The organism is Streptomyces sp. NPDC001406, assembly GCF_042895285.1.
Taxonomy (GTDB): Bacteria; Actinomycetota; Actinomycetes; order Streptomycetales; family Streptomycetaceae; genus Streptomyces.
Genome location: NZ_JBIAWG010000003.1, coordinates 515447 through 535971 on the forward strand (window position 1 = coordinate 515447; position 20525 = coordinate 535971).

Below are 20525 nucleotides of genomic sequence, written 5' to 3' on the forward strand. Positions count from 1 at the left end.
CGCCGGTGGGGAATGGGTTGCCGCGTCCGCGGAATCTTTTTTACGAGTCGCCCGCGCCGGTGTCGTGCGCCGCGAAGTCCCCGGTCACCGCGTACTGCTTGCCGCCCGCGCCGCCCGTGATGGTGTAGCGGTCGTCCTTGGCGTCCCGGCCGCCGCGCTCATGGTTGTACTGCCCGGCGAACACCCACTGACCCGCCGCGACCTTGCGGTCCTCCTTCAGCGTCCACGTGTAGACCAGGAAGCCGTCCTCCTCGGTCACCGTCTGCGTGAAGTCGGTCTCCGGCAGCGAACGCCAGGCACCGGCCGAGGACACCCCGCCGGTCTGGGCGACCTTCAGCCGCACGGTGAGCGAGGTCAGTTGCTCCGAGGCCTTCAGGGTCACATTGCTCTGCGCCCAGAAGTCGTTGCTGTGCGGGTCCACCGAGCCGTCCGACCACAGCGGACCGTCCTGCTCGCCCCGCGCGGTGGGCGCCTGCGCGGAGCCGGAGGCCGTCGGGGCCGGCGAGGGGGAGGAACTCGGCCTGCGGGAATCGTGGGTGGCGCCGGAGCTGGGGGCCGGGTCCGCCGGTTGGACCGGCGGCCGCATCGTCGCGTCCGGCGACGGCGTGGGCGTCGGCGACACCGCGACCGTCTGCTGCGGCGGAGCCTTCTCCTTCACCGCGGACGCCACCGCGTACCCGCCGATCGCGAGGACACCGGCGACCGCGGCGGTGGCACTCACCACCCGCACCCAGCCGAACACGGGCGGGCGCGTGGCGCGGTGGTCGGGGCGGGCCTCGGCGGCCATGCCCCGCTCGACGCGGGCGAGGATGCGCGCGCGGTCGGGTTCGTGCGCCTCGGCCGCCTCGTACAGCCGGGCGCGCAGCTCGTCGTGCACGTCCTGCTGCCTCATCGGTTCCTTCCTCCGCTCTCGCCGCCACGCGCCGCCACCGCCGCGTGCACCTTCTGCGGAACACCCTGGGCGCCGAGCAGCTCCTGCAGTTCGGCCATGCCCTTGGACGTCTGGCTCTTAACCGTACCCACCGAGATCCCCAGGGCGAGGGCGGTGTCCCTTTCCGACAGGTCGAACGCATGTCGAAGCACCACACATGCGCGTTTGCGGAAGGGCAGCCGGCGCAGCGCCGACTGCACATCCACCACGCCCGCCACATCGGGGTTCTCGGTCTTCTCCTCGCGGTGCGACCAGAACAGGGCGATCCGGCGGCGCTCGCGGACCGCGCTGCGGATGCGGGTGCGGGCCAGATTGGCGACGACGCCGCGCGCGTACGCCACCGGGTGGTCGGCCGCGCGCACCCGGTCCCAGCGGTGCCACAGCGCGAGCAGCGCGTCCGCCGCGAGGTCGTCCGCGGCGTCCGCCTCGCCGGTCAGGAGGTGGGCGAGGCGGGACAGTTCGGCGTAGTGGCGTTCGAAGAAGGCGTGGAACTCCACCGAGGCGGCGTCGTCGACGACTGTGCCCACGGGTGACCTCTTCTGTCTGTGGGTGTCATGCGAATGACATGCGAGCATCCGGAGAAGTGCCGGACAGGATTCGGAGCGTAGCAGTGATCTTTTTGCCTGCTTCGTACGGGGGTTCGGACACGGTATGGCAGGCCGAACCCGATTCCGTAACACGGAGAAAACCTGAAACCGGTTCAACGTGGGAACAATCCAGCCAGCATCCACGCACGATCACTCAGACAACGAGGAGGACGACCATGTCCGAGATCCAGAAGGCAGCCGACCGGCCAAGTGCCGCGCCGCCCGCGGTGAACAGCGTCGACCGGTACTTCAAGATCTCCGAGCGGGGGTCCGGCCTCGGCCGGGAGATACGCGGCGGCTTCGCCACGTTCTTCACGATGGCCTACATCCTTGTCCTGAACCCGATCATCCTGGGCAGTGCCAAGGACAAGTTCGGCCACCAGCTCGACACCGGCCAACTGGTCACCGCCACCGCGCTGGTGGCCTGTGTGATGACGATCATCATGGGCGTCGGCGGCAACCTCCCGCTCGCCATCGCCGCCGGCCTCGGTCTCAACGCCGTCGTGGCCTTCCAGTTGGCCCCGCTGATGAGCTGGGCCGACGCCATGGGCCTGGTCGTCCTGGAGGGCATCCTGATCTGCGTCCTGGTCCTCACCGGACTCCGGGAAGCGATCATGAACGCCATCCCGCACCAGCTCAAGCAGGCCATCGGCGTCGGCATCGGCCTGTTCATCGCGTTCATCGGCTTCGTCGACGCCGGGTTCGTCAGCCGCATCCCGGACGCCGCGCACACCACTGTGCCGGTACAGCTGGGCGCCGTCGGCCGGCTCACCGGCTGGCCCGTACTGGTCTTCTGTCTCGGTGTGCTGCTGACCATCGCGCTGGTCGCGCGGAAGGTGAAGGGCGCGATCCTCATCAGCATCGTGACCATGACCGTCGTCGCGATCGTCATCAACGCCGTCGCCGACGTCAAGAGCTGGGGTCTGACCACCCCGAAGGTGCCCGACAAGATCGTCGCGACCCCGGACTTCGGACTTGTCGGTCACTTCAGCCTGTTCGGCGGCTTCGCCGAGGCCGGGGTGCTCACCGCGGTCCTGCTGGTCTTCACCCTGGTCCTGTCGGACTTCTTCGACGCCATGGGCACCATCGTCGGCATCAGCGCCGAGGCCGGGCTGCTCGACGAGAAGGGGCAGGTGCCGGGCATCGGCCGGGTCCTGTTCATCGACGGCGCCGCAGCCGTCGCGGGCGGTGTCGGCTCGGCCTCCTCCAACACCGCCTACATCGAGTCCGCGGCCGGTGTCGGCGAGGGTGCCCGAACCGGTCTCGCCAACCTGGTCACCGGCGGGCTCTTCGGTCTCGCGCTGTTCCTCACCCCGCTGCTGACCATCGTCCCGCTGCAGGCGGCGGCGCCCGCGCTGATCGCGGTGGGCTTCCTGATGATGACCCACGTCAAGCACATCGACTGGGACCGGTACGAGATCGCCATCCCGGCGTTTCTGACGATCGCCGCGATGCCGTTCACCTACTCGATCACCGATGGCATCGGGGCGGGGTTCTTGTCGTACGTCGTCATCAAGACGGTGCTGGGGAAGGCCAGGGAGGTCAACTGGCTGCTGTGGGGGGTTTCGGTGCTGTTCCTTGTCTACTTCGCGATTGATCCGGTGGAGCAGGTTCTGGGTGTGAAGTGACGGTCGCTGCGCGATCGGCTGCGGATCGGTTGTGGCTGGTCGCGCCCACGCGGCGGAGCCGCATATGGATACAGCCCCGCGCCCCTTCGGGCGCTTAGCTCAACGCCGCTTGCATCATCGCCTTGGCCACCGGGGCCGCCAAGCCGTTGCCGCTCACTTCCGACCTTGCCGCGTCCGACTGCTCCACCATCACCGCGACCGCGACCTCCTTGCCGCTGCTGTCGGACTTGCCGTACGAGGTGAACCAGGCATACGGCGTCTTGCTGTTGTTCTCGCCGTGCTGGGCCGTACCCGTCTTGCCGCCCACGGTCACGCCGTCGATCAGCGCGTTCGTACCCGTGCCGTCCTTGACGACCGTCTCCATCGCCGACTGCAACTGCTCGGCGGTGGAGGAGCTCACGATCTCCTTGGTGTCCGTGTTGTCGTCGTAGTTCTGCAGCACATCGCCACCGCTGTCCGTGATCTGCGAAACCATGTGCGGCGAGACCAGCTTGCCGTCGTTGGCTATGGCCGCCGACACCATGGCCATCTGGAGCGGGGTCGCCGTCACGTCGAACTGGCCGATGCCCGACAGGGCCGTCTGCGCCTTGTCCATCTTCGACGGGTACACGCTCGCGTAGGCGCGCACCGGCACATCCTGCTTGTCGTCGTTGAAGCCGAACTTCTCGGCCATCGCCCTCACCTTGTCCTGGCCGAGGTCGACGGCCAGCTTGCCGAAGACGTTGTTGCAGGAGTAGCGCAGGGCGACCCGGATCGAGGCGTTCTCACAGGGCGCCGACTTGTTCTCGTTGGCGAGGACCCTGGTGGTGCCGGGCAGCGTGTACGGGTCGGGGCTGTCCGTGTGTTCGTCCACGTTCTTGTACAGCCCGTCCTCCAGCGCGGCCGCCGCGACGACCAGCTTGAACGTCGAGCCAGGCGGCAGCGGCTGGCGCAGCGCGCGGTTGGTCAGCGGCTTGTCCGAGTCGGCGCCCAGCCGCTTCCAGGCGGTCCCCGCGGTGTTGGCGTCGGTGAGCGTCGTGGGGTCGTACGACGGGGTCGACACCACCGCGAGGATCTTCCCGGTCTTCGGGTCCATCGCGAGGGCCGCGCCCTTGTTGCCGCCCAGGGCGCGGTAGGCCGCCTTCTGCACATCGGGATCGATCGTCGTGACCACGTTGCCCGGATCGGCGCGCTTGCCGGTGACCGTGTCCATGATGTTCTTCAGCCGGTTGTCCGTGCCGTTGAGCAGGTCCTGGTAGATGCCCTCCAGCTGGGTCGGCGCATAGGCCTGGGACGCGTAGCCCGTGACCGCCGCGTACAACGCGCCGTTCTTGTACGTCCGCTTGTACGCGAGGTCGCCCCCCTTCGTCCGCGTCGAGCCTGTGATGGAATCGCCGGCCACGATGATGTTCCCGAGCGGCTCCGCGTACGTCTCGATCGCGTTGCGCCGGTTGTCCTTGTCGTCCGCGAGGGCCTGGCCGTCGTAGTACTGCACCCAGGTCGCCCTGATCAGCAGAGCGAGCACGAGCAGCAGAGCGAAGACGGACGCCCGCCTGATCGTCTTGTTCATCCCGGAAGAAGACGACCGACAGGGCCGCAATCGTTCCCGTACGCCCGTTTTTCTCATCGGGGTTTCAGAAAGCCCGCCTCGTACGCGGCGATCACCGCCTGTGTCCGGTCCCGTGTACCGGTCTTCGCCAGCACCGCCGCGACGTGTGTCTTCACGGTGGCGGGGCCGACCTCCATGCGCCGGGCGATCTCGGCGTTGGTGAGCCCGGCGGCCAGCTGCCGCAGCACCTCCTTCTCCCGGCCCGTGAGCCTGGCCACCCAGGCCGGAGGCGTCGGGACGGCGCGCGCGTACTCGGCGGCCAGCGTCCTCACGGCCGACGGGAACAGCAGGCTGTCGGTGCGCGCGACCAGTCGCACCGCCTGCACCAGCGCGTCGGCCTCGGCCCGCTTCAGCAGGAACCCGGCGGCCCCGGCGCGCAGCGCGTCGTACACATAGGAGTCGTTCTCGAAGGTGGTCACGACGACGATGCGGGGCGGCTCGTCGAGCGTGGCCAGGATCTGCTCGGTGGCCCGGATCCCGTCGGTCTCCGGCATGCGTACGTCCATCAGGACCACGTCGGGCCTCAGCTCCCGTACGACCGACACGGCCTCGGCGCCGGTCGCCGCCTCGCCGACGACCTCCAGGTCCGGCTCGGCGGAGAGAATGGCGCGCAGGGCCGTGCGCACCATGCGCTCGTCGTCGGCGAGGACGATCCGGACGGTCGGGGCCTGGGTCATACGGGTCCTTTCATCGGCAGTCGTACGTGCAGCCGCCACATCCCCTCGGCCGGGCCGGCCGTCACCGTGCCGCCCAGGAGGCGGACGCGGTCGGCGATGCCGCGCAGCCCGTGGCCGCCGCCGGGCCGGGAGGGGCAGGGGCCGTTCAGCGGGTTCTCCACGGTGATCTCCAGGTGCCCGTCGGCGTCCGCTATCCGCAGGGCGGCGGCGACCTCGGCGCCCGCGTGCTTGAGGACGTTGCTCAGGCCTTCCTGCACGATGCGGTAGGCCTCGCGGGAGAGCGGCGGCGGCAGCGTCGCCGGGTCGGCCGTGACGGCGGCCTCGACCCTCTGCCCGCCCGCCCGGGTGCGCCGCAGCAGCCCGTCCAGGTCGGCCGCGAGGGTCGGCGCGGGTGCCGTGCCGGGCGCGTCGCCGTCCCGCAGCACGCCGAGCACCGCGTCGAGTTCGCCCACCGTGCGCCGGGTGGTGTCCTCGATGGCGGCGAGGGCCTCGCGGACGAACTCCGGGTCGGTGTCCAGGACACGGCGGGCCGCGCTCGCCTGCAGGGTGACGGCGCTCAGGGCGTGGCCGACGGAGTCGTGCAGCTCGCGGGCGAGCCGGTTGCGCACGGCGAGGTCGGCGGCGCGCGCCTCGGCCGCCGCGAGCCGGTCCTCGGGGGTGGGCCCGAGCAGCGCGGGTGCCCAGCGGGCGAGGAGCGCCCCGGACCCGGCCGCGCAGCCGGCGAGCGCGAGCAGCATGGCGACACCGGCGACCGGCGCGAGGGCCGGCGCCCAGGTGTGGTCGAGGACTTCGGGCAGGCCGAGCCGGGTGTCGCGCAGCCACGAGAAGAGCGGCAGCGCGATCAGCACCGTCGCGAACGGCGGCACGGCGAGGGACATCCCCGAGATGATCCCGCCGAACCCCAGGTGCAGCGTGAACCAGGCCGCCGTCCGGCCCCTCGCGGCCCGGGTCCGGGCGGGACCGTGGGCCAGCGCGTCCGGGGCCACACCGCACAGGGCGCGGGCGGCACCCGCCTCCAGCGGGCGGGTCAGCGGGAACAGGGAGGTGACCGCGGCGATCGGCAACCCCACGGCGAAGGAGCCCAGTTGGACCGGCAGGTCGCCCCAGAAGCGGTTCGAGCCGAGGACAGGCCCCACGATCACCTCGCCGACGAAGACGTACGGCATGGCGAGCGCGCCGCCCAGGATCAGATGGATCCAGCGGCGACGCGCCCTACGGCCGAACAGCGGCCGGGCGAACCTCCTCACCACGCGGGCCGCTTCGGGGCCCGCGCGGACCGCTCGGCCAAGAACCGGGCGCCGAGGACCGCGACGAGGACGCCGGTCGCCACCTGGCCGGCGTAGGCGAGGTTCAGCAGTGCTGTCGGGCCGTCGGTGCTGTCGTTCACCCCGGCGAGCGGGGCCAGTGCCTGCCACGCGCCCCAGCAGGCCACCGCCCCGGAGCCGACCCAGCCCAGGGCGAGCGGCACGCCGACCGGCAGCGGGCGGCCGCGCCGGAAGGCGAGCTGCCAGGCGCCGATGACGGCGGCGGCCAGGAAGCCGACGTACACCACCTCCATCGCCCGGCTGCCGCTCGTGTCCCGCCCGGTCGTGACCCCACAGGCCCACAGCAGCCGGAGCGTGCCCGGAACCAGCGCGAGCACGGCCGCCGTCACGGCGATCGTCCGCTGCGCGGCCGACGCGCTCTGCGCGGGCAGGTCCCACACCCGCCCCTGCCACAGGTGTCCCCACCGCTCGCGGGCGTACCCGACGAAGAGCGCCCCCAGCGCGATCCCCTGCACGATGAACCCCCCATACACGACCCCGAACACCCACCCGTCGAGGAACGGCCGGTCGTCACCGGTGTCCGTACCCCCGTGGACGACCAGTTGCAGCGGAAATCCCACCATGATCGGCGCGAGAAGTCCCGTGGCGACCCACATCGGCACCGCGAGCAGCCAGGAGGGCACCCGCCGTCCCCACGGCCGGGTCAGCAACAGCGCCAGCACGATGACCGCCGCGTCCATCAGCACGGTGAGCCCGTTGGCGACCACCATGGTCACCCGGTGCTTCAGCAGCGGACTCCCGTCCGGGATGCCGAGGTGACTCCCGGCGATCCAGGCGAGCTTGAGGCAGAGATACGGCAGACAGGCGACGACGGCCACGAGCCGCAGCGCGCTGCGCCGGGAGCCGGTGGCAACGCGGGCCACGGCGGGCGCGGTTGAGAGGTTCATGCCTCAACGCTCCCGCGCCGACGGGCGGGTCCACCTCCTGCACGACGATGATCCACCTCCGCCGCACGGGGGAGACGCCGTCCCGCTCACAGCCTCCGCGTGGCCAGCGTCAGCCGGTCCCGGGCGTCGAACAGGGCGTCCTTGATCATCTGCTCATGGGCGGGGGTCAGCCGGGCCACCGGCACCGAGCAGCTGATGGCGTCGCGCGCGGGGGTGCGGTACGGGATCGCGACGCCGAAGCAGCGCAGCCCCAGCGTGTTCTCCTCGCGGTCCACGGCGAAGCCCTGCTCCCGGACCTGGTGCAGCTCCTCGATGAGCTGCTCCCGGTCGGTGATGGTGTGCTCTGTCAGCGCGGGCAGGGTCTCCGGGAGCAGCTTGCGGACCTGTTCGTCGGTGTGGGTCGCCAGCAGCGCCTTGCCGAGGGACGTGGAGTGGGCGGGCAGCCGGCGGCCGACGCGGGTGAACGGGCGCAGATAGTGCTGGGACTGCCGGGTGGCCAGGTACACCACGTTGGTGCCGTCCAGGCGGGCCAGGTGGATGGTCTCCGTGGTGTCGTCGGAGAGCCGGTCCAGGGTGGGCCGGGCCGCCGCGACCACCTCGTCGCCGTCGATGTAGGAGGTGCCGACGAGCAGCGCCCGCACCCCGATGCCGTACCGGGTGCCGGTCGCGTCCGTCTCCACCCAGCCCAGCTCCACCAGCGTGCGCAGCAGCATGTACAGGCTGGACTTGGGATAGCCGACAGCCTCCTGGACCGCCGCGAGGGAGTGCATACCGGGCCGGCCGGCGAAGTACTCGAGCAATTCAACGGTCCGCACCGCGGACTTGACCTGCGCCCCGCCGCCTGTCTCGCCTGCCGACATCGCCCTTGACCCCTTCGTTCGACGGGAAATAGTCTCCAACAGCATATTCATCATCAGAGACGGTGTTCAGTATATCGAACGCCCTGGTGAATGACCCAGATACTGCGGTAATTGCAGCGGCAATGCATCCGCAATGAACGTGGAGGGATCCGCGGTGGCAGCAGCACCAGTCTGGAGTGTCGACCCGCGTACCGGGAAGCAGCGTGAACAGGTTGCGGTGGAGGCCACGGCCCAGGAGGTGGACACCGCCGTCCGGGCCGCCCACGCCGCGCGGGGCTTTCTCGCCGACCGCGCGGTGCGCTCGGCCTTCCTGCGCTCCGCCGCCGCGGGCCTCGACGCGGCCAGGGACCAGCTGGTCGAGGCCGCCGACGCCGAGACCGCGCTGGGCCCGGTCCGGCTGACCGGCGAACTCGCGCGCACCACCTACCAGTTGCGGGCCTTCGCGGACATCGTCGACGAGGGCGCGTTCCTCGACGTCATCGTCAACCACCCCGACGACACCGCGACCCCGCCGATCCCGGACCTGCGCCGCTACAAGGTCCCGCTGGGCGTCGTCGCCGTCTACTCGGCATCCAACTTCCCCTTCGCCTTCTCGGTCGCCGGCGGTGACACCGCGAGTGCCCTGGCCGCGGGCAACCCGGTCGTCGTCAAGGCCCACCCCGACCACCCCGCGCTGTCCGAGCTGGTCGCCAAGGTGCTGCGCCGGACCGCCGCCGAGCACGGCATCCCCGACGGTGTCCTCGGCCTGGTCCACGGCTTCGAGGCGGGCGTCGAGCTCATCAGGCACCCGCTGGTCGCGGCGGCCGGCTTCACCGGCTCCGTACGGGGCGGGCGTGCCCTCTTCGACGCGGCCGCCGCCCGGCCGGTCCCGATCCCCTTCCACGGCGAGCTGGGCTCCCTCAACCCCGTCGTCGTCACCGAGGCCGCGGCCGCCGAGCGCGCCGAGGCGATCGGCACCGGTCTCGCCGGGTCGATGACGCTGGGCGTGGGGCAGTTCTGTGTGAAGCCGGGCCTGGTGCTGGTGCCGTCCGGCGCGGCGGGCGACGGTCTGGTCAAGTCGCTCACGGACGCGGTCAGCGACACCGAGGCGGGGGTCCTGCTCGACCACCGCATGCGGGACAACTTCGTCGCCGGTGTCGCCGAGCGGGCCGCGCTGTCCGGCGTGGAGTCCCCGGTGACCCCCGGCGCGGGCAGCGAGCACACGGTCAGCCCGGGCTTCCTGACGGTTCCGGCGGGCCGGCTGGCCGAGGAGGGGGCGTACGACCTGCTCCTGGAGGAGTGCTTCGGACCGGTGACCGTGGTGGTCCGCTACGAGGACCAGGACGAGGCGACCGCCGTACTGTCCCGGCTGCCCGGCAACCTCACCGCGACGGTGCACCTCTCGACGGAGGAGGCGGCGGGCGAGGGCCGCGGCGCGGAAATCCTGGCGGAGCTGACCCCGCTGGCCGGCCGGGTACTGGTGAACGGCTGGCCGACGGGTGTCGCGGTGGCACCGGCCCAGCACCACGGCGGCCCGTACCCGGCGACGACGTCCACCTCGACGTCCGTCGGCGGCACGGCCATCGAGCGCTGGCTGCGCCCGGTCGCCTACCAGAACGCCCCCGAGGCCCTGCTCCCGAAGGAGCTCCGCGACGACAACCCCCTGGGTCTGCCGCGCCGCTTCAACGGTCATCTGGAACGCTGACCTGCGCCTCGCGGCGGAAGGCCGACGGGCGAGGGCGCGGCGCGGAGATCCTGGCGGTGTTGGCGCCGCCGCCGGCGGGGGCGGGTTCTGGTGAAGGGCTGGCCGATGGGGGTGGCGGTGGCGTCGGCCCGGTAGCACGGCGGCCTGTGCCGGGCGACGACATCGACATCGGCCTCGAAGTCCGTCGGCCCCGCCGCTTCAACGGCCATCTGGAACGCTGAACCCGTACAGGGGCCGGTGACGGAGATCGGAAGCTGAGAGACTCTGGGCATGGACCTGGAACTTCCCGAACTTCCCTTTCTTCTCCGTACTTACGGTCCCGACGGTCACTGGTCCTATGAGGACGGCATCCTCAGCGGCTGGGCAGGGCCCCGGCAGGACCGGTTCGTGCCGCCCACCGACGAGGGGCTGGACCCCGCCTCCGACGCGCCCCGGCTGCTCGGGGCGCCGGAGGGGGAGTTCCAGCTGATCGCGCGGGTCACCGTCGGGTTCAGCGCCGCGTTCGACGCGGGTGTGCTCTACGTCCACGTGGGCGACCGGGCCTGGGCCAAACTCTGCCTGGAGTACTCCCCGGACGTGCCGACCGTGTGCACGGTGGTCACCCGGGGGCACTCCGACGACGCCAACGCCTTCTCCGTGGAGGGCAGTTCGGTCTGGCTGCGGATCAGCCGCACGGGCCGTGCCTTCGCCTTCCACGCCTCCCGCGACGGCGTGCGCTGGACCTTCGTCCGGCTCTTCACGCTGGGCGGGGAGAAGGAGACGGACGCGGCGCTGGTCGGCTTCATGACCCAGTCGCCGCTGGGGGAGGGCTGCGTGGTGACGTACGACCACATCGAGTTCAGGCCCGGCTGGCCGGACGACCTGCGCGACGGAAGCTGAGCCCCGGCGGAACCGGACCGCCTCCCGACTCGTCTTCCGCTGCATGATCAGAGAGCATCGGACCGTCGAATCCCTGGTGATCAGGACAGCCGTGCGCGCCGAGGCCCAGGTCATCGCCGACCTGCACTTCCGGGCCCGCTCCACCTACTACCCGGACGGCGTCCCGCAGTCCGACACGGACTGGAGTACCGCCTGGCAGAGCTCCATCGAGCGCCCGGACGGCCATGTGCTGTGTGCCGTCGCGCACGGCGCCATCGTCGGTATCGCCTCCTTCCGCACCCCGGAGGGCGCCCCCGCGGAGACGGTCAAGCTGTTCCAGTTCCACATCGACCCCGACCACTGGCGCTCCGGCCTCGGCACGGCCCTGCACCGGGCGTGCGTGGAGGAGTGGCGCGCCGACGGCAAGCGGACCGCCGTGCTCGACGTGCACGTGGACAACGCCCGTGCCCAGGCCTTCTACGCCCGCCAGGGCTGGGTCCCGGACCCGGACAACCCGCCCGCCGAGGGGGATCACCACCTCTTCCTGCGGTTCTCCGTGCCCGGGGAATTGAACCTCTCTGCTTGAACGTTCATGTACTGGGCGGAGAGAGCCTCCGCGCCCGTACGACCTGGAGAGAGCCGAAGACATGCGCGTCGAGATCTGGAGCGACATCGCCTGCCCCTGGTGCTACGTGGGCAAGGCCCGCTTCGAGAAGGCGCTGGCGGCCTTCCCGCACCGCGACGAGGTCGAGGTGGTGCACCGGTCCTTCGAGCTGGACCCGGGCCGCGCCAAGGGTGACGTCCAGCCGGTGCTGAGGATGCTCGCCAAGAAGTACGGCATGAGCGAGGCGCAGGCCCAGGCCGGCGAGGACAACCTGGGCGCGCAGGCCGCCGCCGAGGGCCTGGACTACCGCACCCGGGACCGCGACCACGGCAACACCTTCGACATGCATCGCCTGCTGCACTTCGCCAAGGAGCAGGGAAAGCAGGACGAGCTGATCCAGATCCTCTACCGGGCGAACTTCGCCGAGGAGCGCTCCGTCTTCAGCGAGGGCGACGAGCGGCTCGTGGCGCTCGCCGTCGAGGCGGGCCTGGACGCCGACGCCGCCCGCACGGTGCTCGCCGACCCGGCCGCGTACGCCGACGAGGTCCGCGCCGACGAGCGCGAGGCCGCCCAGCTCGGTGCGAACGGAGTGCCGTTCTTCGTCCTCGACCGGAAGTACGGGGTCTCGGGGGCTCAGCCCGCCGAGGTGTTCACGCAGGCGCTCAGCCAGGCGTGGGGTGCGCGTTCTGCGCTGAAGCTCATCGACGAGGGCGGCGCCGAGGCCTGCGGGCCGGACGGGTGCGCGGTGCCGCAGCACTGAAAACCGCAGGTCGGCGCGGACGTATAAGTGTTCCTAAGTGGATCCACGTATAGATTCGCAATGGACTTATGAATTCAGCGGCCGCAGAGTGGATCCATGGAGACCACGGAGACGTTCGAGAGCCTCGTCCGCGCCGAGTTCGCCCCGAAGAACACCTACCTCAACACCGCGAGCAACAGCCTGCTGCCGGCCCGCACCGTCGCCGCCCTGCACGAGGCGGCGCTGCTGCGGGCCGAGGGCCGTCCGCTGACCCCGCTGTTCGAGGACGTGGAGGCCTGCCGGGCCGCCTACGCCCGGCTCGCCGGAGTCCCGATGACCCGGGTCGCGGTGGGCGCCTCGGTCGCCGCGCACAGCGGGGTGATCGCCGCCTCGCTGCCCGCCGGCGCCGAAGTCCTCACCGCCGAGGACGACTTCACCTCCGTCCTGAACCCGTTCCACGTCCGCGGCGACCTCAAGGTCCGCACGGTGCCGCTGGAGCGCGTCGCAGAGTCCGTCCGCCCGGGCACCGCGCTGGTCGCGGTCAGCGCAGCCCAGTCGGCCGACGGACGCATCGCCGACCTGCCCGCCCTGCGCGAGGCCGCCCGCGAGCACGGGGCGCGCACCTACGTCGACCACTCCCAGGCCGCCGGCTGGCTCCCGATGGACGCGGACGCCTACGACTTCACCGCCGCCGTCTCCTTCAAGTGGCTGCTCGGCCCGCACGGCACGGCCTTCCTCGTGGTCCCCGAGGACTTCGGCGGGCTGAGCCCGGTGCTCGCGGGCTGGGTCGCGGGCGAGAACCCGTGGGACAGCTGCTACGGCCCGGTCGCCGAACTCGCCCACTCCGCCCGGCGCTTCGACCTCAGCCACGCCCTGTTCACCTTCGCGGGTCTGCGTCGCTCGCTCGACCTGATCGAAGAACTCGGCGTGGCCGCCGTCCACGCGCACGACGTGGCCCTCGCCGACCGGTTCCGGGCCGGACTCGCGACCCTCGGCCACGCGCCCGTGCCCGCCCCCGGCTCGGCCATCGTCTCGGTCCCCGCGCTCGGGGAGCGCCAGCCGGAGCTGAGCCGCGCCGGCATCGAGCTCTCCAACCGCGCGGGCAACCTGCGCGCCTCCTTCCACCTGTACAACACGCCCGCCGACGTCGACCGCCTGCTGGACGTCCTGTCGGGCTGACCCTCGCCGGCCCGGCTGTAGCCGGGTGCGGCAGCTCAGCGCACCGGGCTGAAGTCCCGTGCCCCGATGAACTCCGGCCGCCGTACCGGGGCCGCGAACGGCTCGACCGCCGCGTTCTCCACGCTGTTGAACACGATGAAGACGTTGCTGCGCGGGAACGGCGTGATGTTGTCGCCGGACCCGTGCATGCAGTTGCAGTCGAACCAGGTCGCGGAGCCGGCCCGGCCGGTGAAGAGCCGGATGCCGTACTCGCCCGCCATGGCGGTCAGCGCCTCGTCGGACGGCGTCCCCGCGTCCTGCATCTGCAGCGACATCTTGTAGTTGTCCTCGGGCGTGGCTCCCGCGCACCCGAGGAACGTCCGGTGCGAGCCCGGCATGATCATGAGCCCGCCGTTGGTGTCGAGGTTCTCGGTCAGCGCGATCGACACGGACACCGTCCGCATGTTCGGCAGCCCGTCCTCGGCGTGCCAGGTCTCGAAGTCGGAGTGCCAGTAGAACCCGCTGGCCCCGAACCCGGGCTTGACGTTGATCCGGGACTGATGGACGTACACGTCCGAGCCCAGGATCTGCCGGGCCCGCCCGACGACCCGCTCGTCCCGGACGAGCGAGGCGAACACCTCACTGATCCGGTGCACCTCGAAGACGGAACGGATCTCCTTCGACTTCGGTTCGACGACGGAGCGTTCGTCCGCGCGGATCGCCGGGTCGTCGACGAGCCGCTCCAGCTCCCGCCGGTAGACGGCGACCTCGTCGTCGGTGATCAGCTGGTCGATCGGAAGGAAGCCGTCGCGCTCGTACGCCTGCAGGTCGGCGCTCGCGATCGGGCCGGGGGTGTCGGGGGCGCCCCAGACGACCGGGTCCTGGCGCGGAACGGACACCTCGGTGGCGCCGCGGCTGGGATAGAGATCGGTGACGGTCATGGTCCTCACACCTCCTCGGGTTCGGTGAGCAGGGGGTAGACGCCGTTCTCGTCGTGGTCCTCCCGTCCCGTCACGGGCGGGTTGAACACGCAGATGCAGCGGAAGTCCTCCTGGACGCGGAGCGTGTGCCGCTCGTGCCCGTCGAGGAGGTACATGGTCCCGGGAGTGATGGAGTACGTCCTCCCGGTCTCGTGGTCGGTGAGCTCGGCCGCGCCCTCGACACACACGACGGCCTCGATGTGGTTCGCGTACCACATCGACGTCTCCGTCCCGGCGTACAGAACGGTCTCGTGGAGGGAGAAGCCGACCCGCTCCTTGGCGAGGACGATGCGCTTGCTCTCCCAGGTGCCGGACGCCGACCTCACATGCCGGTCGGTGCCTTCGATGTCCTTGAACGAACGGACGATCACGGTGGTGCACAGCCTCCTTGCTAGATGGTTTCGCGAACGGCCCGGGCGAGGACGCTCAGTCCCTCGTCCAGCTCCTCGGGGGTGACGGTGAGGGCGGGCAGCAGCTTGACGACCTCGCCCTCCGGGCCGGACGTCTCGATGAGCAGCCCGAGTTCGAAGGCGCGCCGCGCGACCCGGTCGGCGCGCGCCTTGTCGTGGAACTCCATGCCCCACACGAGCCCCCGGCCCCGGTACTCCTTCACGTCGGCGAGGTTCTCCTCGGTGATGGAGACGAGCGCCTGCTCGATCTGCTCGCCGCGGGCCCGGGTCTGCTTCTCCATGGCGGACCCGTCGGTCCAGTACGTCTCCAGGGCCGCGGTGGCGGTGACGAACGCGGGGTTGTTGCCGCGGAAGGTGCCGTTGTGCTCGCCCGGCTCCCAGATGTCCAGCTCGGGCCTGAACAGGCAGAGCGACATGGGCAGTCCGTAGCCGCTGATGGACTTCGACACGGTGACGATGTCGGGCACGATCCCGGCCTCCTCGAAGGAGAAGAAGGCACCGGTGCGGCCGCATCCCATCTGGATGTCGTCGACGATCAGCAGCATGTCCTGGCGCTCGCACAGCTCGGCCAGGGCGCGCAGCCACTCCGGACGCGCGACGTTGATGCCGCCCTCGCCCTGCACGGTCTCCACGATCACGGCGGCCGGCTTGTTGAGCCCGGACCCCTGGTCCTCCAGCAGCCGCTCGAACCAGAGGAAGTCGGGGACCTTGCCGTCGAAGTAGTTGTCGAACGGCATGGGCGTCCCGTGCACCAGCGGTATGCCGGCGCCGGCCCGCTTGAAGGCGTTGCCGGTCACGGCGAGCGAGCCGAGGGACATGCCGTGGAAGGCGTTGGTGAACGACACGATCGCCTCGCGGCCCTTCACCTTCCGGGCCAGCTTCAGCGCGGACTCCACGGCGTTGGTGCCGGTCGGCCCCGGGAACATGACCTTGTACGGCAGGTCGCGTGGCCGCAGCACCAGGTCCTGGAAGGTCTGCAGGAAGGACCGCTTGGCCGTGGTGGACATGTCGAGCCCGTGGGTGACCCCGTCGCGCATCAGGTAGTCGATCAATGCCCGTTTCAGTACGGGGTTGTTGTGGCCGTAGTTGAGCGAGCCCGCTCCGGCGAAGAAGTCGAGGTACCGGTGTCCGTCCTCGTCGTACATCAGGCTGCCCTGCGCACGGTCGAAGACGGTGGGCCAGCCGCGGCAGTAGCTGCGTACCTCGGACTCGAGGGTCTCGAAGACGCTGAGGTCGGGCTGGGTGATGGTCACGGTTGATCGCTCCTCAGTGCGATGTGTGGGGGGTCAACGGCCCGATGCGATACAGGATTTCGGGCTCGTGGGCGCCGTCGGGGAACAGGCCCGCGTCGAACAGCACCTCGCGGGTGACACCGGCGCCGTGCCGGTCGGCGTACGAGGTGAACAGGCGCTCGGAGGCGGTGTTGCCGGGGGTGATGGTCGTCTCGACGGAGGTGATCGGGCGCTCGGCGCCGATCCGCGCGGTCAGTCCGTCGAGCAGCGCGGCGGCGATGCCGCGCCCCCGGTGGGCCGCGTCGACCGCCACCTGCCAGACGAGCAGGGTGTGGGGGCGCTCCGGCCGTACATAGCCGGTGACGAATCCGACGGGCTTCCCGTCCGCCCCGCGCGCGACCGCCGATGTGCCGGCGAAGTCGCGGCACCACAGCAGATAGCTGTACGAGGAGTTCAGGTCGAGGTTCCCGGAGTCCTTGGCGATACGCCAGAGGGAACCCCCGTCCGTCACCTCCGGTCGGTCGATGAGCAGGTCTGCTTGTGCGGCAGTCATGCGGCTTGAATTTAGCGAGGCAAATTCAAAAATGCACGGAGTGGGGGTGTGGCCGTGATGGCATCGACTGGCTGAATATAGCGATTTGTACCGCGCAAAACGGGACAAATGCACTGCTTATGTGGAGTGTGTCACAGGGTTGAAACCAGGATGAAATTCCCCCTGTTTAGCTCCGCAAAAAGCGGGCAGAAGAACTCGGGAAAGCTATCGATGGAAAAGGATTCAGAAATTGCCCTGAATTCAGACCCCGGCAACTCCGTCGAGGTTTACGTTCAGGCCCTTCTCGGCGAGCGCCTTGCCCAGTGCCGTCAGGGAGTTCCGTACCGCCTCCGGGGTCGCGTCCGCTCCGTAGTGGTTGACCCTGATCATCTCCTTGGCCAGGACTCCGCTGCCCGCGGCCAGCGGGAGCGTGGGGTCGGACTCCAGGCCTCCGCCCAGGGCCACCGCGCCCGCTCGTGTCGCCGCCGCGGCGGACGCGTGGCGGGCCATGACCGCGTCCAGCCCCTCCGTCTCGATCCGCTCGACGCACGCCTCCAGTGCCGGCATCTCCAGCTGGGCGGGGGCGTGCAGCAGTGCCTTGCGGCCGCCGTCGATCCAGCGCTCCTTCCAGTCGAGGAGGGAGAGGTAGGAGCGGCGGGGCGCGTGCGGGTTCGCCGCCATCCGCGTCCACGCGCGCTCGCTCACCGACACCGCCGACACACCCGCCGGTCCGCCCATCGCCTTCTGCGCCCCGATCGCGCACAGGTCCACCCCCCCACGCGTCCGGCAGCACCGGCTCCGCGCCGACCGAGGCGACCGCGTCCAGGTGGAACAGCGCGCCGTGCGCCCGCACCACCGCGCCGATCTCCGCGACCGGGTTGGTGTTGCCGGTCGCCGCCTCCGCGTGCACCAGGGACACGAAGTCGATCTCCGGGTGCTCGGCGAGGGCCTCGTGGATCTGTGCGGCGTTGACCGCCGTGTGGAAGGGCACGGCCAGATCGATCACCGTGGCACCGCAGCCCCGCAGTCAGTTCCCGAAGGTCTGGCCGTACGGCCCGGTGATCACGTTCAGTGCCGTCGTGCCCGGTCCCGCAGCCGCACGGATCGCGCCCTCCAGGGGCAGCAGCGCCTCGCCCTGCATGATCACCACGTCCTGCCGGGTGTCCAGCAGCCGGGCCGAGCGTCACCGGCCGGGCCCGGCCCCCTTCGACCGTGGACTTCGCAGGCCGCGCAGCCCCGCTGCCATGGGTTTGGTTTGAGTGACCCAAACATCTCCTTATAATCGGAACTCCCGAAACCGGAATCCAAAGCTCCCCACAGGAGGTCCCCCCTCGTGAACACGCTCCTCGGGCGCCGGGCCCGCGTCCTGGCCGCAACCACCGCGACGGTCGGGCTCGTGCTCGTGGCCGGCTGCTCGTCGAGCGACAACGGCGGCGGTGCCAAGAAGACGGCCGCCGGCGGGGTCGAGCTCGCCAAGGCCGGTCAGCTCACCACCTGCACCCACCTGCCCTACCCGCCCTTCCAGTCGGAGATCGACGGCAAGGTGCAGGGCTTCGACGTGTCACTGATCGACCTCGTCGCCAAGAACCTCGGGGTGAAGCAGACGATCCTCGACACGCCGTTCGAGAACTTCAAGACCGGTGCGTTCCTGAACTCCGGCCAGTGCGACGTGGCCGCCGCGGGCATGACCATCACGGCCGAGCGCAAGAAGAACGTCGACTTCTCCGACCCGTACTTCGACGCCACCCAGGCCGTCCTCGTCGACAAGAAGAGCGGCGTCACCTCGCTCGCCGACGTCAAGGCCAAGGGCAAGAAGCTCGGCGCCCAGGCGCAGACCACCGGCGAGGACTACGCGAAGAGCAAGGGCTACGACCCGATCTCCTTCGAGTCCTCCGACGCGGTCCTCAACGGCCTGCGCACCGGCCAGGTCCAGGCGGTCGTCATCGACTACCCGGTCGTCCAGGGCTGGCTGAAGGACAAGGCCAACGCGGACGCCTTCAAGGTGGTCGACAACCTCAACACCGGTGAGCAGTACGGCTTCACGGTGAAGAAGGGCAACACCAAGCTCCTCGCCGCCATCAACAAGGCGCTCGCGGACGCCAAGTCCGACGGCACCTACCAGAAGCTGTACGAGAAGTGGATCGGCCCGTACCCCGCGTCCGCCTCCGCCTCGCCCTCCGCGTCCTGACCCCATGACCTTCACAGACGCACCACTCCAGCCGAAGAAAAAGGGTCTGACCCGGCGCCAGAAGCGCAGCCTGTCGCGTGGCGTCCAGTACACCGTCTTCGTCGCCGCCGTGATCGCCCTCGCGGTCACGGCGGACTGGGGGCGGCTGCAGAACCAGTTCGCCCAGCCGGACATCGCCCAGCAGATGTTCCCCGACGTCATCACGCTGGCGCTGAAGAACACCGTGCTCTACACGGTGTCCGGCTTCGTGCTCGCGATGGCCCTCGGGCTGGTCGTCGCGCTGATGCGGCTGTCGTCCGTGGGCCCGTACCGCTGGGTCGCGAGCGTCTTCATCGAGGTCTTCCGGGGCCTGCCCGCGCTGCTGATCTTCGTCTTCATCGGTGTGGCCGTGCCGCTGGCCTTCCCCGGCACGGAGATCCCGGGCGGCACCTACGGCAAGGCCGCCCTCGGACTGGGCCTGATCGGAGCCGCCTACATGGCGGAGACGTTCCGTGCCGGCATCCAGGCGGTCCCCAAGGGGCAGATGGAGGCGGCCCGCTCGCTGGGCTTCTCGCCCGCCCGCGCGATGGTCTCGATCATCATCCCGCAGGCGTTCCGGATCATCCTCCCGCCGCTCACCAACGAGTTCATCATGCTCTTCAAGGACTCCTCCCTGGTCCTGCTGCTCGGTGTGACCCTGGAGGAGCGCGAACTGTCGAAGTTCGGCCGTGACCTGGCCAGCACGACCGCCAACTCCACGCCGATCCTGGTCGCCGGCCTGTGCTATCTGCTCGTCACGATCCCGCTCGGCTTCGTCGCGCGCCGCTTGGAGGCCAATGCCCAGGAGGCGGTCAAGTGAGTAGTCCCGGCACCGCTGAGATCCAGGTCCGCGACCTGCACAAGTCCTTCGGCGACAACCAGGTGCTCAAGGGCATCGACCTGGAGATCGCCCAGGGCGAGGTCGTCTGCGTCATCGGCCCGTCCGGCTCCGGCAAGTCGACGCTCCTGCGGTGCGTCAACCTGCTGGAGGAACCCACCAAGGGCCAGGTCTTCGTCGGCGGCACCGAGGTCACCGACCCGGACGTCGACATCGACGCCGTACGCCGCCGTATCGGCATGGTGTTCCAGCAGTTCAACCTGTTCCCGCATCTGTCGGTGACCGAGAACCTCACCCTGCCGCAGCGCCGGGTGCTCCGGCGGGACAGGGCGACGGCCGCGCGCATCGCTGCCGAGAACCTGGCGCGGGTCGGTCTGTCCGAGAAGGCGGAGGCCTACCCGTCCTCCCTCTCCGGCGGCCAGCAGCAGCGCGTCGCCATCGCCCGCTCGCTGGCGATGGGACCCGAGGTCATGCTGTTCGACGAGCCGACCTCGGCGCTCGACCCCGAGCTGGTGGGCGACGTCCTCGCCGTCATGCGCATGCTCGCCGACGAAGGCATGACGATGATGGTCGTCACCCATGAGATGACCTTCGCCCGTGAGGTCGCCGACCGGGTCGTCTTCATGGACGGCGGCGTGATCGTCGAGGACGGCACCCCCGCCCAGGTCATCGGCAACCCGCAGCACGAGCGCACCCGCCACTTCCTCTCCCGCCTCCTCGACCCCGCGATGGCCGAGGTGGAGGAGGAGACCCCGGACCAGGTGGGGAAGTCCGAGGGGTAGCTGTCCTAAGGTGCGGTCC

At 70.3% G+C, this 20525-nt stretch carries 20 protein-coding genes and 1 pseudogene; 9 read left to right on the forward strand and 12 right to left on the reverse strand.

Annotated features, from left to right (window positions below; translation table 11 throughout):
• Positions 1 to 40: 40 nt before the first annotated feature.
• Entirely contained in the window at positions 41 to 892 is an 852-nt protein-coding gene (locus tag ACFY1J_RS09745) for a hypothetical protein (RefSeq protein ID WP_390711362.1), read from the reverse strand.
• The gene (locus ACFY1J_RS09750; RefSeq protein ID WP_390711361.1) at positions 889 to 1458 is read right to left on the reverse strand and encodes a SigE family RNA polymerase sigma factor; all 570 of its coding nucleotides are present in this window, start codon (positions 1456 to 1458) and stop codon (positions 889 to 891) included. Before ACFY1J_RS09750 ends, ACFY1J_RS09745 begins: the two co-directional genes overlap by 4 nt.
• A 236-nt stretch (positions 1459 to 1694) precedes the next feature.
• On the opposite strand from ACFY1J_RS09750, the gene ACFY1J_RS09755 reads away from it, so the two are divergent.
• Complete coding sequence (locus tag ACFY1J_RS09755) at positions 1695 to 3146, forward strand: NCS2 family permease (protein WP_390730983.1); 1452 nt, start codon at positions 1695 to 1697, stop codon at positions 3144 to 3146.
• A 94-nt stretch (positions 3147 to 3240) separates the two neighbouring features.
• On the opposite strand, the gene ACFY1J_RS09760 is transcribed toward ACFY1J_RS09755, so the two are convergent.
• The 5 genes from ACFY1J_RS09760 to ACFY1J_RS09780 form a co-directional block, all read right to left on the reverse strand.
• A complete protein-coding gene (locus ACFY1J_RS09760) occupies positions 3241 to 4695 on the reverse strand; it encodes a peptidoglycan D,D-transpeptidase FtsI family protein (RefSeq protein WP_390711359.1) in 1455 nt (484 codons plus the stop codon).
• Positions 4696 to 4748: 53 nt separating this feature from the next.
• The gene (locus ACFY1J_RS09765; RefSeq protein WP_390711358.1) at positions 4749 to 5411 is read right to left on the reverse strand and encodes a response regulator; all 663 of its coding nucleotides are present in this window, start codon (positions 5409 to 5411) and stop codon (positions 4749 to 4751) included.
• Positions 5408 to 6658, reverse strand: a complete 1251-nt coding sequence (locus ACFY1J_RS09770) for a sensor histidine kinase (protein WP_390731027.1) — start codon at positions 6656 to 6658, stop codon at positions 5408 to 5410. Before ACFY1J_RS09770 ends, ACFY1J_RS09765 begins: the two co-directional genes overlap by 4 nt.
• On the reverse strand, positions 6655 to 7623 hold the full coding sequence (locus tag ACFY1J_RS09775) for a hypothetical protein (protein WP_390711357.1): 969 nt from the start codon (positions 7621 to 7623) through the stop codon (positions 6655 to 6657). The genes ACFY1J_RS09770 and ACFY1J_RS09775 overlap by 4 nt, the downstream gene beginning before the upstream one ends.
• Positions 7624 to 7709: 86 nt before the next feature.
• Positions 7710 to 8483, reverse strand: coding sequence for an IclR family transcriptional regulator (locus ACFY1J_RS09780; protein WP_363297317.1), 774 nt, complete (start codon positions 8481 to 8483; stop codon positions 7710 to 7712).
• Between the two features lie 154 nt (positions 8484 to 8637).
• Between ACFY1J_RS09780 and ACFY1J_RS09785 the strand changes: the two genes are divergently transcribed.
• The 5 genes from ACFY1J_RS09785 to ACFY1J_RS09805 all read left to right on the forward strand — a co-directional run bounded on the left by ACFY1J_RS09785 (position 8638) and on the right by ACFY1J_RS09805 (position 13547).
• Entirely contained in the window at positions 8638 to 10167 is a 1530-nt protein-coding gene (locus tag ACFY1J_RS09785) for an aldehyde dehydrogenase (NADP(+)) (RefSeq protein ID WP_390730984.1), read from the forward strand.
• Between the two features lie 270 nt (positions 10168 to 10437).
• On the forward strand, positions 10438 to 11046 hold the full coding sequence (locus tag ACFY1J_RS09790; RefSeq protein WP_390730985.1) for a DUF1349 domain-containing protein: 609 nt from the start codon (positions 10438 to 10440) through the stop codon (positions 11044 to 11046).
• Positions 11047 to 11089: 43 nt separating this feature from the next.
• On the forward strand, positions 11090 to 11611 hold the full coding sequence (locus ACFY1J_RS09795) for a GNAT family N-acetyltransferase (protein ID WP_390730986.1): 522 nt from the start codon (positions 11090 to 11092) through the stop codon (positions 11609 to 11611).
• Positions 11612 to 11672: 61 nt separating this feature from the next.
• On the forward strand, positions 11673 to 12389 hold the full coding sequence (locus ACFY1J_RS09800; RefSeq protein ID WP_390711353.1) for a DsbA family oxidoreductase: 717 nt from the start codon (positions 11673 to 11675) through the stop codon (positions 12387 to 12389).
• 96 nt (positions 12390 to 12485) lie between these two features.
• Positions 12486 to 13547, forward strand: coding sequence for an aminotransferase class V-fold PLP-dependent enzyme (locus tag ACFY1J_RS09805; protein ID WP_390711352.1), 1062 nt, complete (start codon positions 12486 to 12488; stop codon positions 13545 to 13547).
• Between the two features lie 35 nt (positions 13548 to 13582).
• Here ACFY1J_RS09805 and thpD read toward each other — a convergent pair whose 3' ends face one another.
• The 5 genes and pseudogenes from thpD to ACFY1J_RS09830 form a co-directional block, all read right to left on the reverse strand.
• A complete protein-coding gene (thpD, locus tag ACFY1J_RS09810; protein WP_390711351.1) occupies positions 13583 to 14467 on the reverse strand; it encodes an ectoine hydroxylase in 885 nt (294 codons plus the stop codon).
• Positions 14468 to 14472: 5 nt separating this feature from the next.
• Entirely contained in the window at positions 14473 to 14877 is a 405-nt protein-coding gene (locus ACFY1J_RS09815; RefSeq protein ID WP_390711350.1) for an ectoine synthase, read from the reverse strand.
• A gap of 20 nt (positions 14878 to 14897) precedes the next feature.
• A complete protein-coding gene (gene ectB, locus ACFY1J_RS09820) occupies positions 14898 to 16169 on the reverse strand; it encodes a diaminobutyrate--2-oxoglutarate transaminase (RefSeq protein WP_390711349.1) in 1272 nt (423 codons plus the stop codon).
• Positions 16170 to 16182: 13 nt separating this feature from the next.
• Entirely contained in the window at positions 16183 to 16701 is a 519-nt protein-coding gene (gene ectA, locus ACFY1J_RS09825) for a diaminobutyrate acetyltransferase (protein WP_390711348.1), read from the reverse strand.
• A 240-nt stretch (positions 16702 to 16941) separates the two neighbouring features.
• Positions 16942 to 17863: pseudogene (locus ACFY1J_RS09830) on the reverse strand (aminotransferase class V-fold PLP-dependent enzyme); the annotation flags it as partial.
• A gap of 150 nt (positions 17864 to 18013) precedes the next feature.
• On the opposite strand from ACFY1J_RS09830, the gene ACFY1J_RS09835 reads away from it, so the two are divergent.
• From ACFY1J_RS09835 to ACFY1J_RS09845, 3 genes are read left to right on the forward strand one after another with little or no spacing between them, the layout of a single operon-like run.
• On the forward strand, positions 18014 to 18868 hold the full coding sequence (locus tag ACFY1J_RS09835; RefSeq protein WP_390711347.1) for a transporter substrate-binding domain-containing protein: 855 nt from the start codon (positions 18014 to 18016) through the stop codon (positions 18866 to 18868).
• 4 nt (positions 18869 to 18872) lie between these two features.
• Positions 18873 to 19706 carry an amino acid ABC transporter permease gene (locus ACFY1J_RS09840; protein WP_390711346.1) on the forward strand — a complete coding sequence of 278 codons (834 nt, stop codon included), beginning with the start codon at positions 18873 to 18875 and terminating at the stop codon, positions 19704 to 19706.
• Entirely contained in the window at positions 19703 to 20506 is an 804-nt protein-coding gene (locus ACFY1J_RS09845; protein ID WP_390730987.1) for an amino acid ABC transporter ATP-binding protein, read from the forward strand. Before ACFY1J_RS09840 ends, ACFY1J_RS09845 begins: the two co-directional genes overlap by 4 nt.
• Positions 20507 to 20525: the final 19 nt, after the last annotated feature.

Excerpts from the sequence above, each read along its gene's own strand:
- ACFY1J_RS09745 (WP_390711362.1), bottom strand. The coding sequence starts at position 892 with ATGAGGCAGCAGGACGTGCACGACGAGCTGCGCGCCCGGCTGTACGAG.
- ACFY1J_RS09800 (WP_390711353.1), top strand. The coding sequence starts at position 11,673 with ATGCGCGTCGAGATCTGGAGCGACATCGCCTGCCCCTGGTGCTACGTG.
- ACFY1J_RS09775 (WP_390711357.1), bottom strand. The coding sequence starts at position 7,623 with ATGAACCTCTCAACCGCGCCCGCCGTGGCCCGCGTTGCCACCGGCTCC.
- ACFY1J_RS09805 (WP_390711352.1), top strand. The coding sequence starts at position 12,486 with ATGGAGACCACGGAGACGTTCGAGAGCCTCGTCCGCGCCGAGTTCGCC.
- ACFY1J_RS09795 (WP_390730986.1), top strand. The coding sequence starts at position 11,090 with ATGATCAGAGAGCATCGGACCGTCGAATCCCTGGTGATCAGGACAGCC.
- ACFY1J_RS09755 (WP_390730983.1), top strand. The coding sequence starts at position 1,695 with ATGTCCGAGATCCAGAAGGCAGCCGACCGGCCAAGTGCCGCGCCGCCC.
- ACFY1J_RS09780 (WP_363297317.1), bottom strand. The coding sequence starts at position 8,483 with ATGTCGGCAGGCGAGACAGGCGGCGGGGCGCAGGTCAAGTCCGCGGTG.
- ACFY1J_RS09790 (WP_390730985.1), top strand. The coding sequence starts at position 10,438 with ATGGACCTGGAACTTCCCGAACTTCCCTTTCTTCTCCGTACTTACGGT.
- ACFY1J_RS09760 (WP_390711359.1), bottom strand. The coding sequence starts at position 4,695 with ATGAACAAGACGATCAGGCGGGCGTCCGTCTTCGCTCTGCTGCTCGTG.
- ACFY1J_RS09840 (WP_390711346.1), top strand. The coding sequence starts at position 18,873 with ATGACCTTCACAGACGCACCACTCCAGCCGAAGAAAAAGGGTCTGACC.
- thpD (WP_390711351.1), bottom strand. The coding sequence starts at position 14,467 with ATGACCGTCACCGATCTCTATCCCAGCCGCGGCGCCACCGAGGTGTCC.
- ectA (WP_390711348.1), bottom strand. The coding sequence starts at position 16,701 with ATGACTGCCGCACAAGCAGACCTGCTCATCGACCGACCGGAGGTGACG.
- ACFY1J_RS09765 (WP_390711358.1), bottom strand. The coding sequence starts at position 5,411 with ATGACCCAGGCCCCGACCGTCCGGATCGTCCTCGCCGACGACGAGCGC.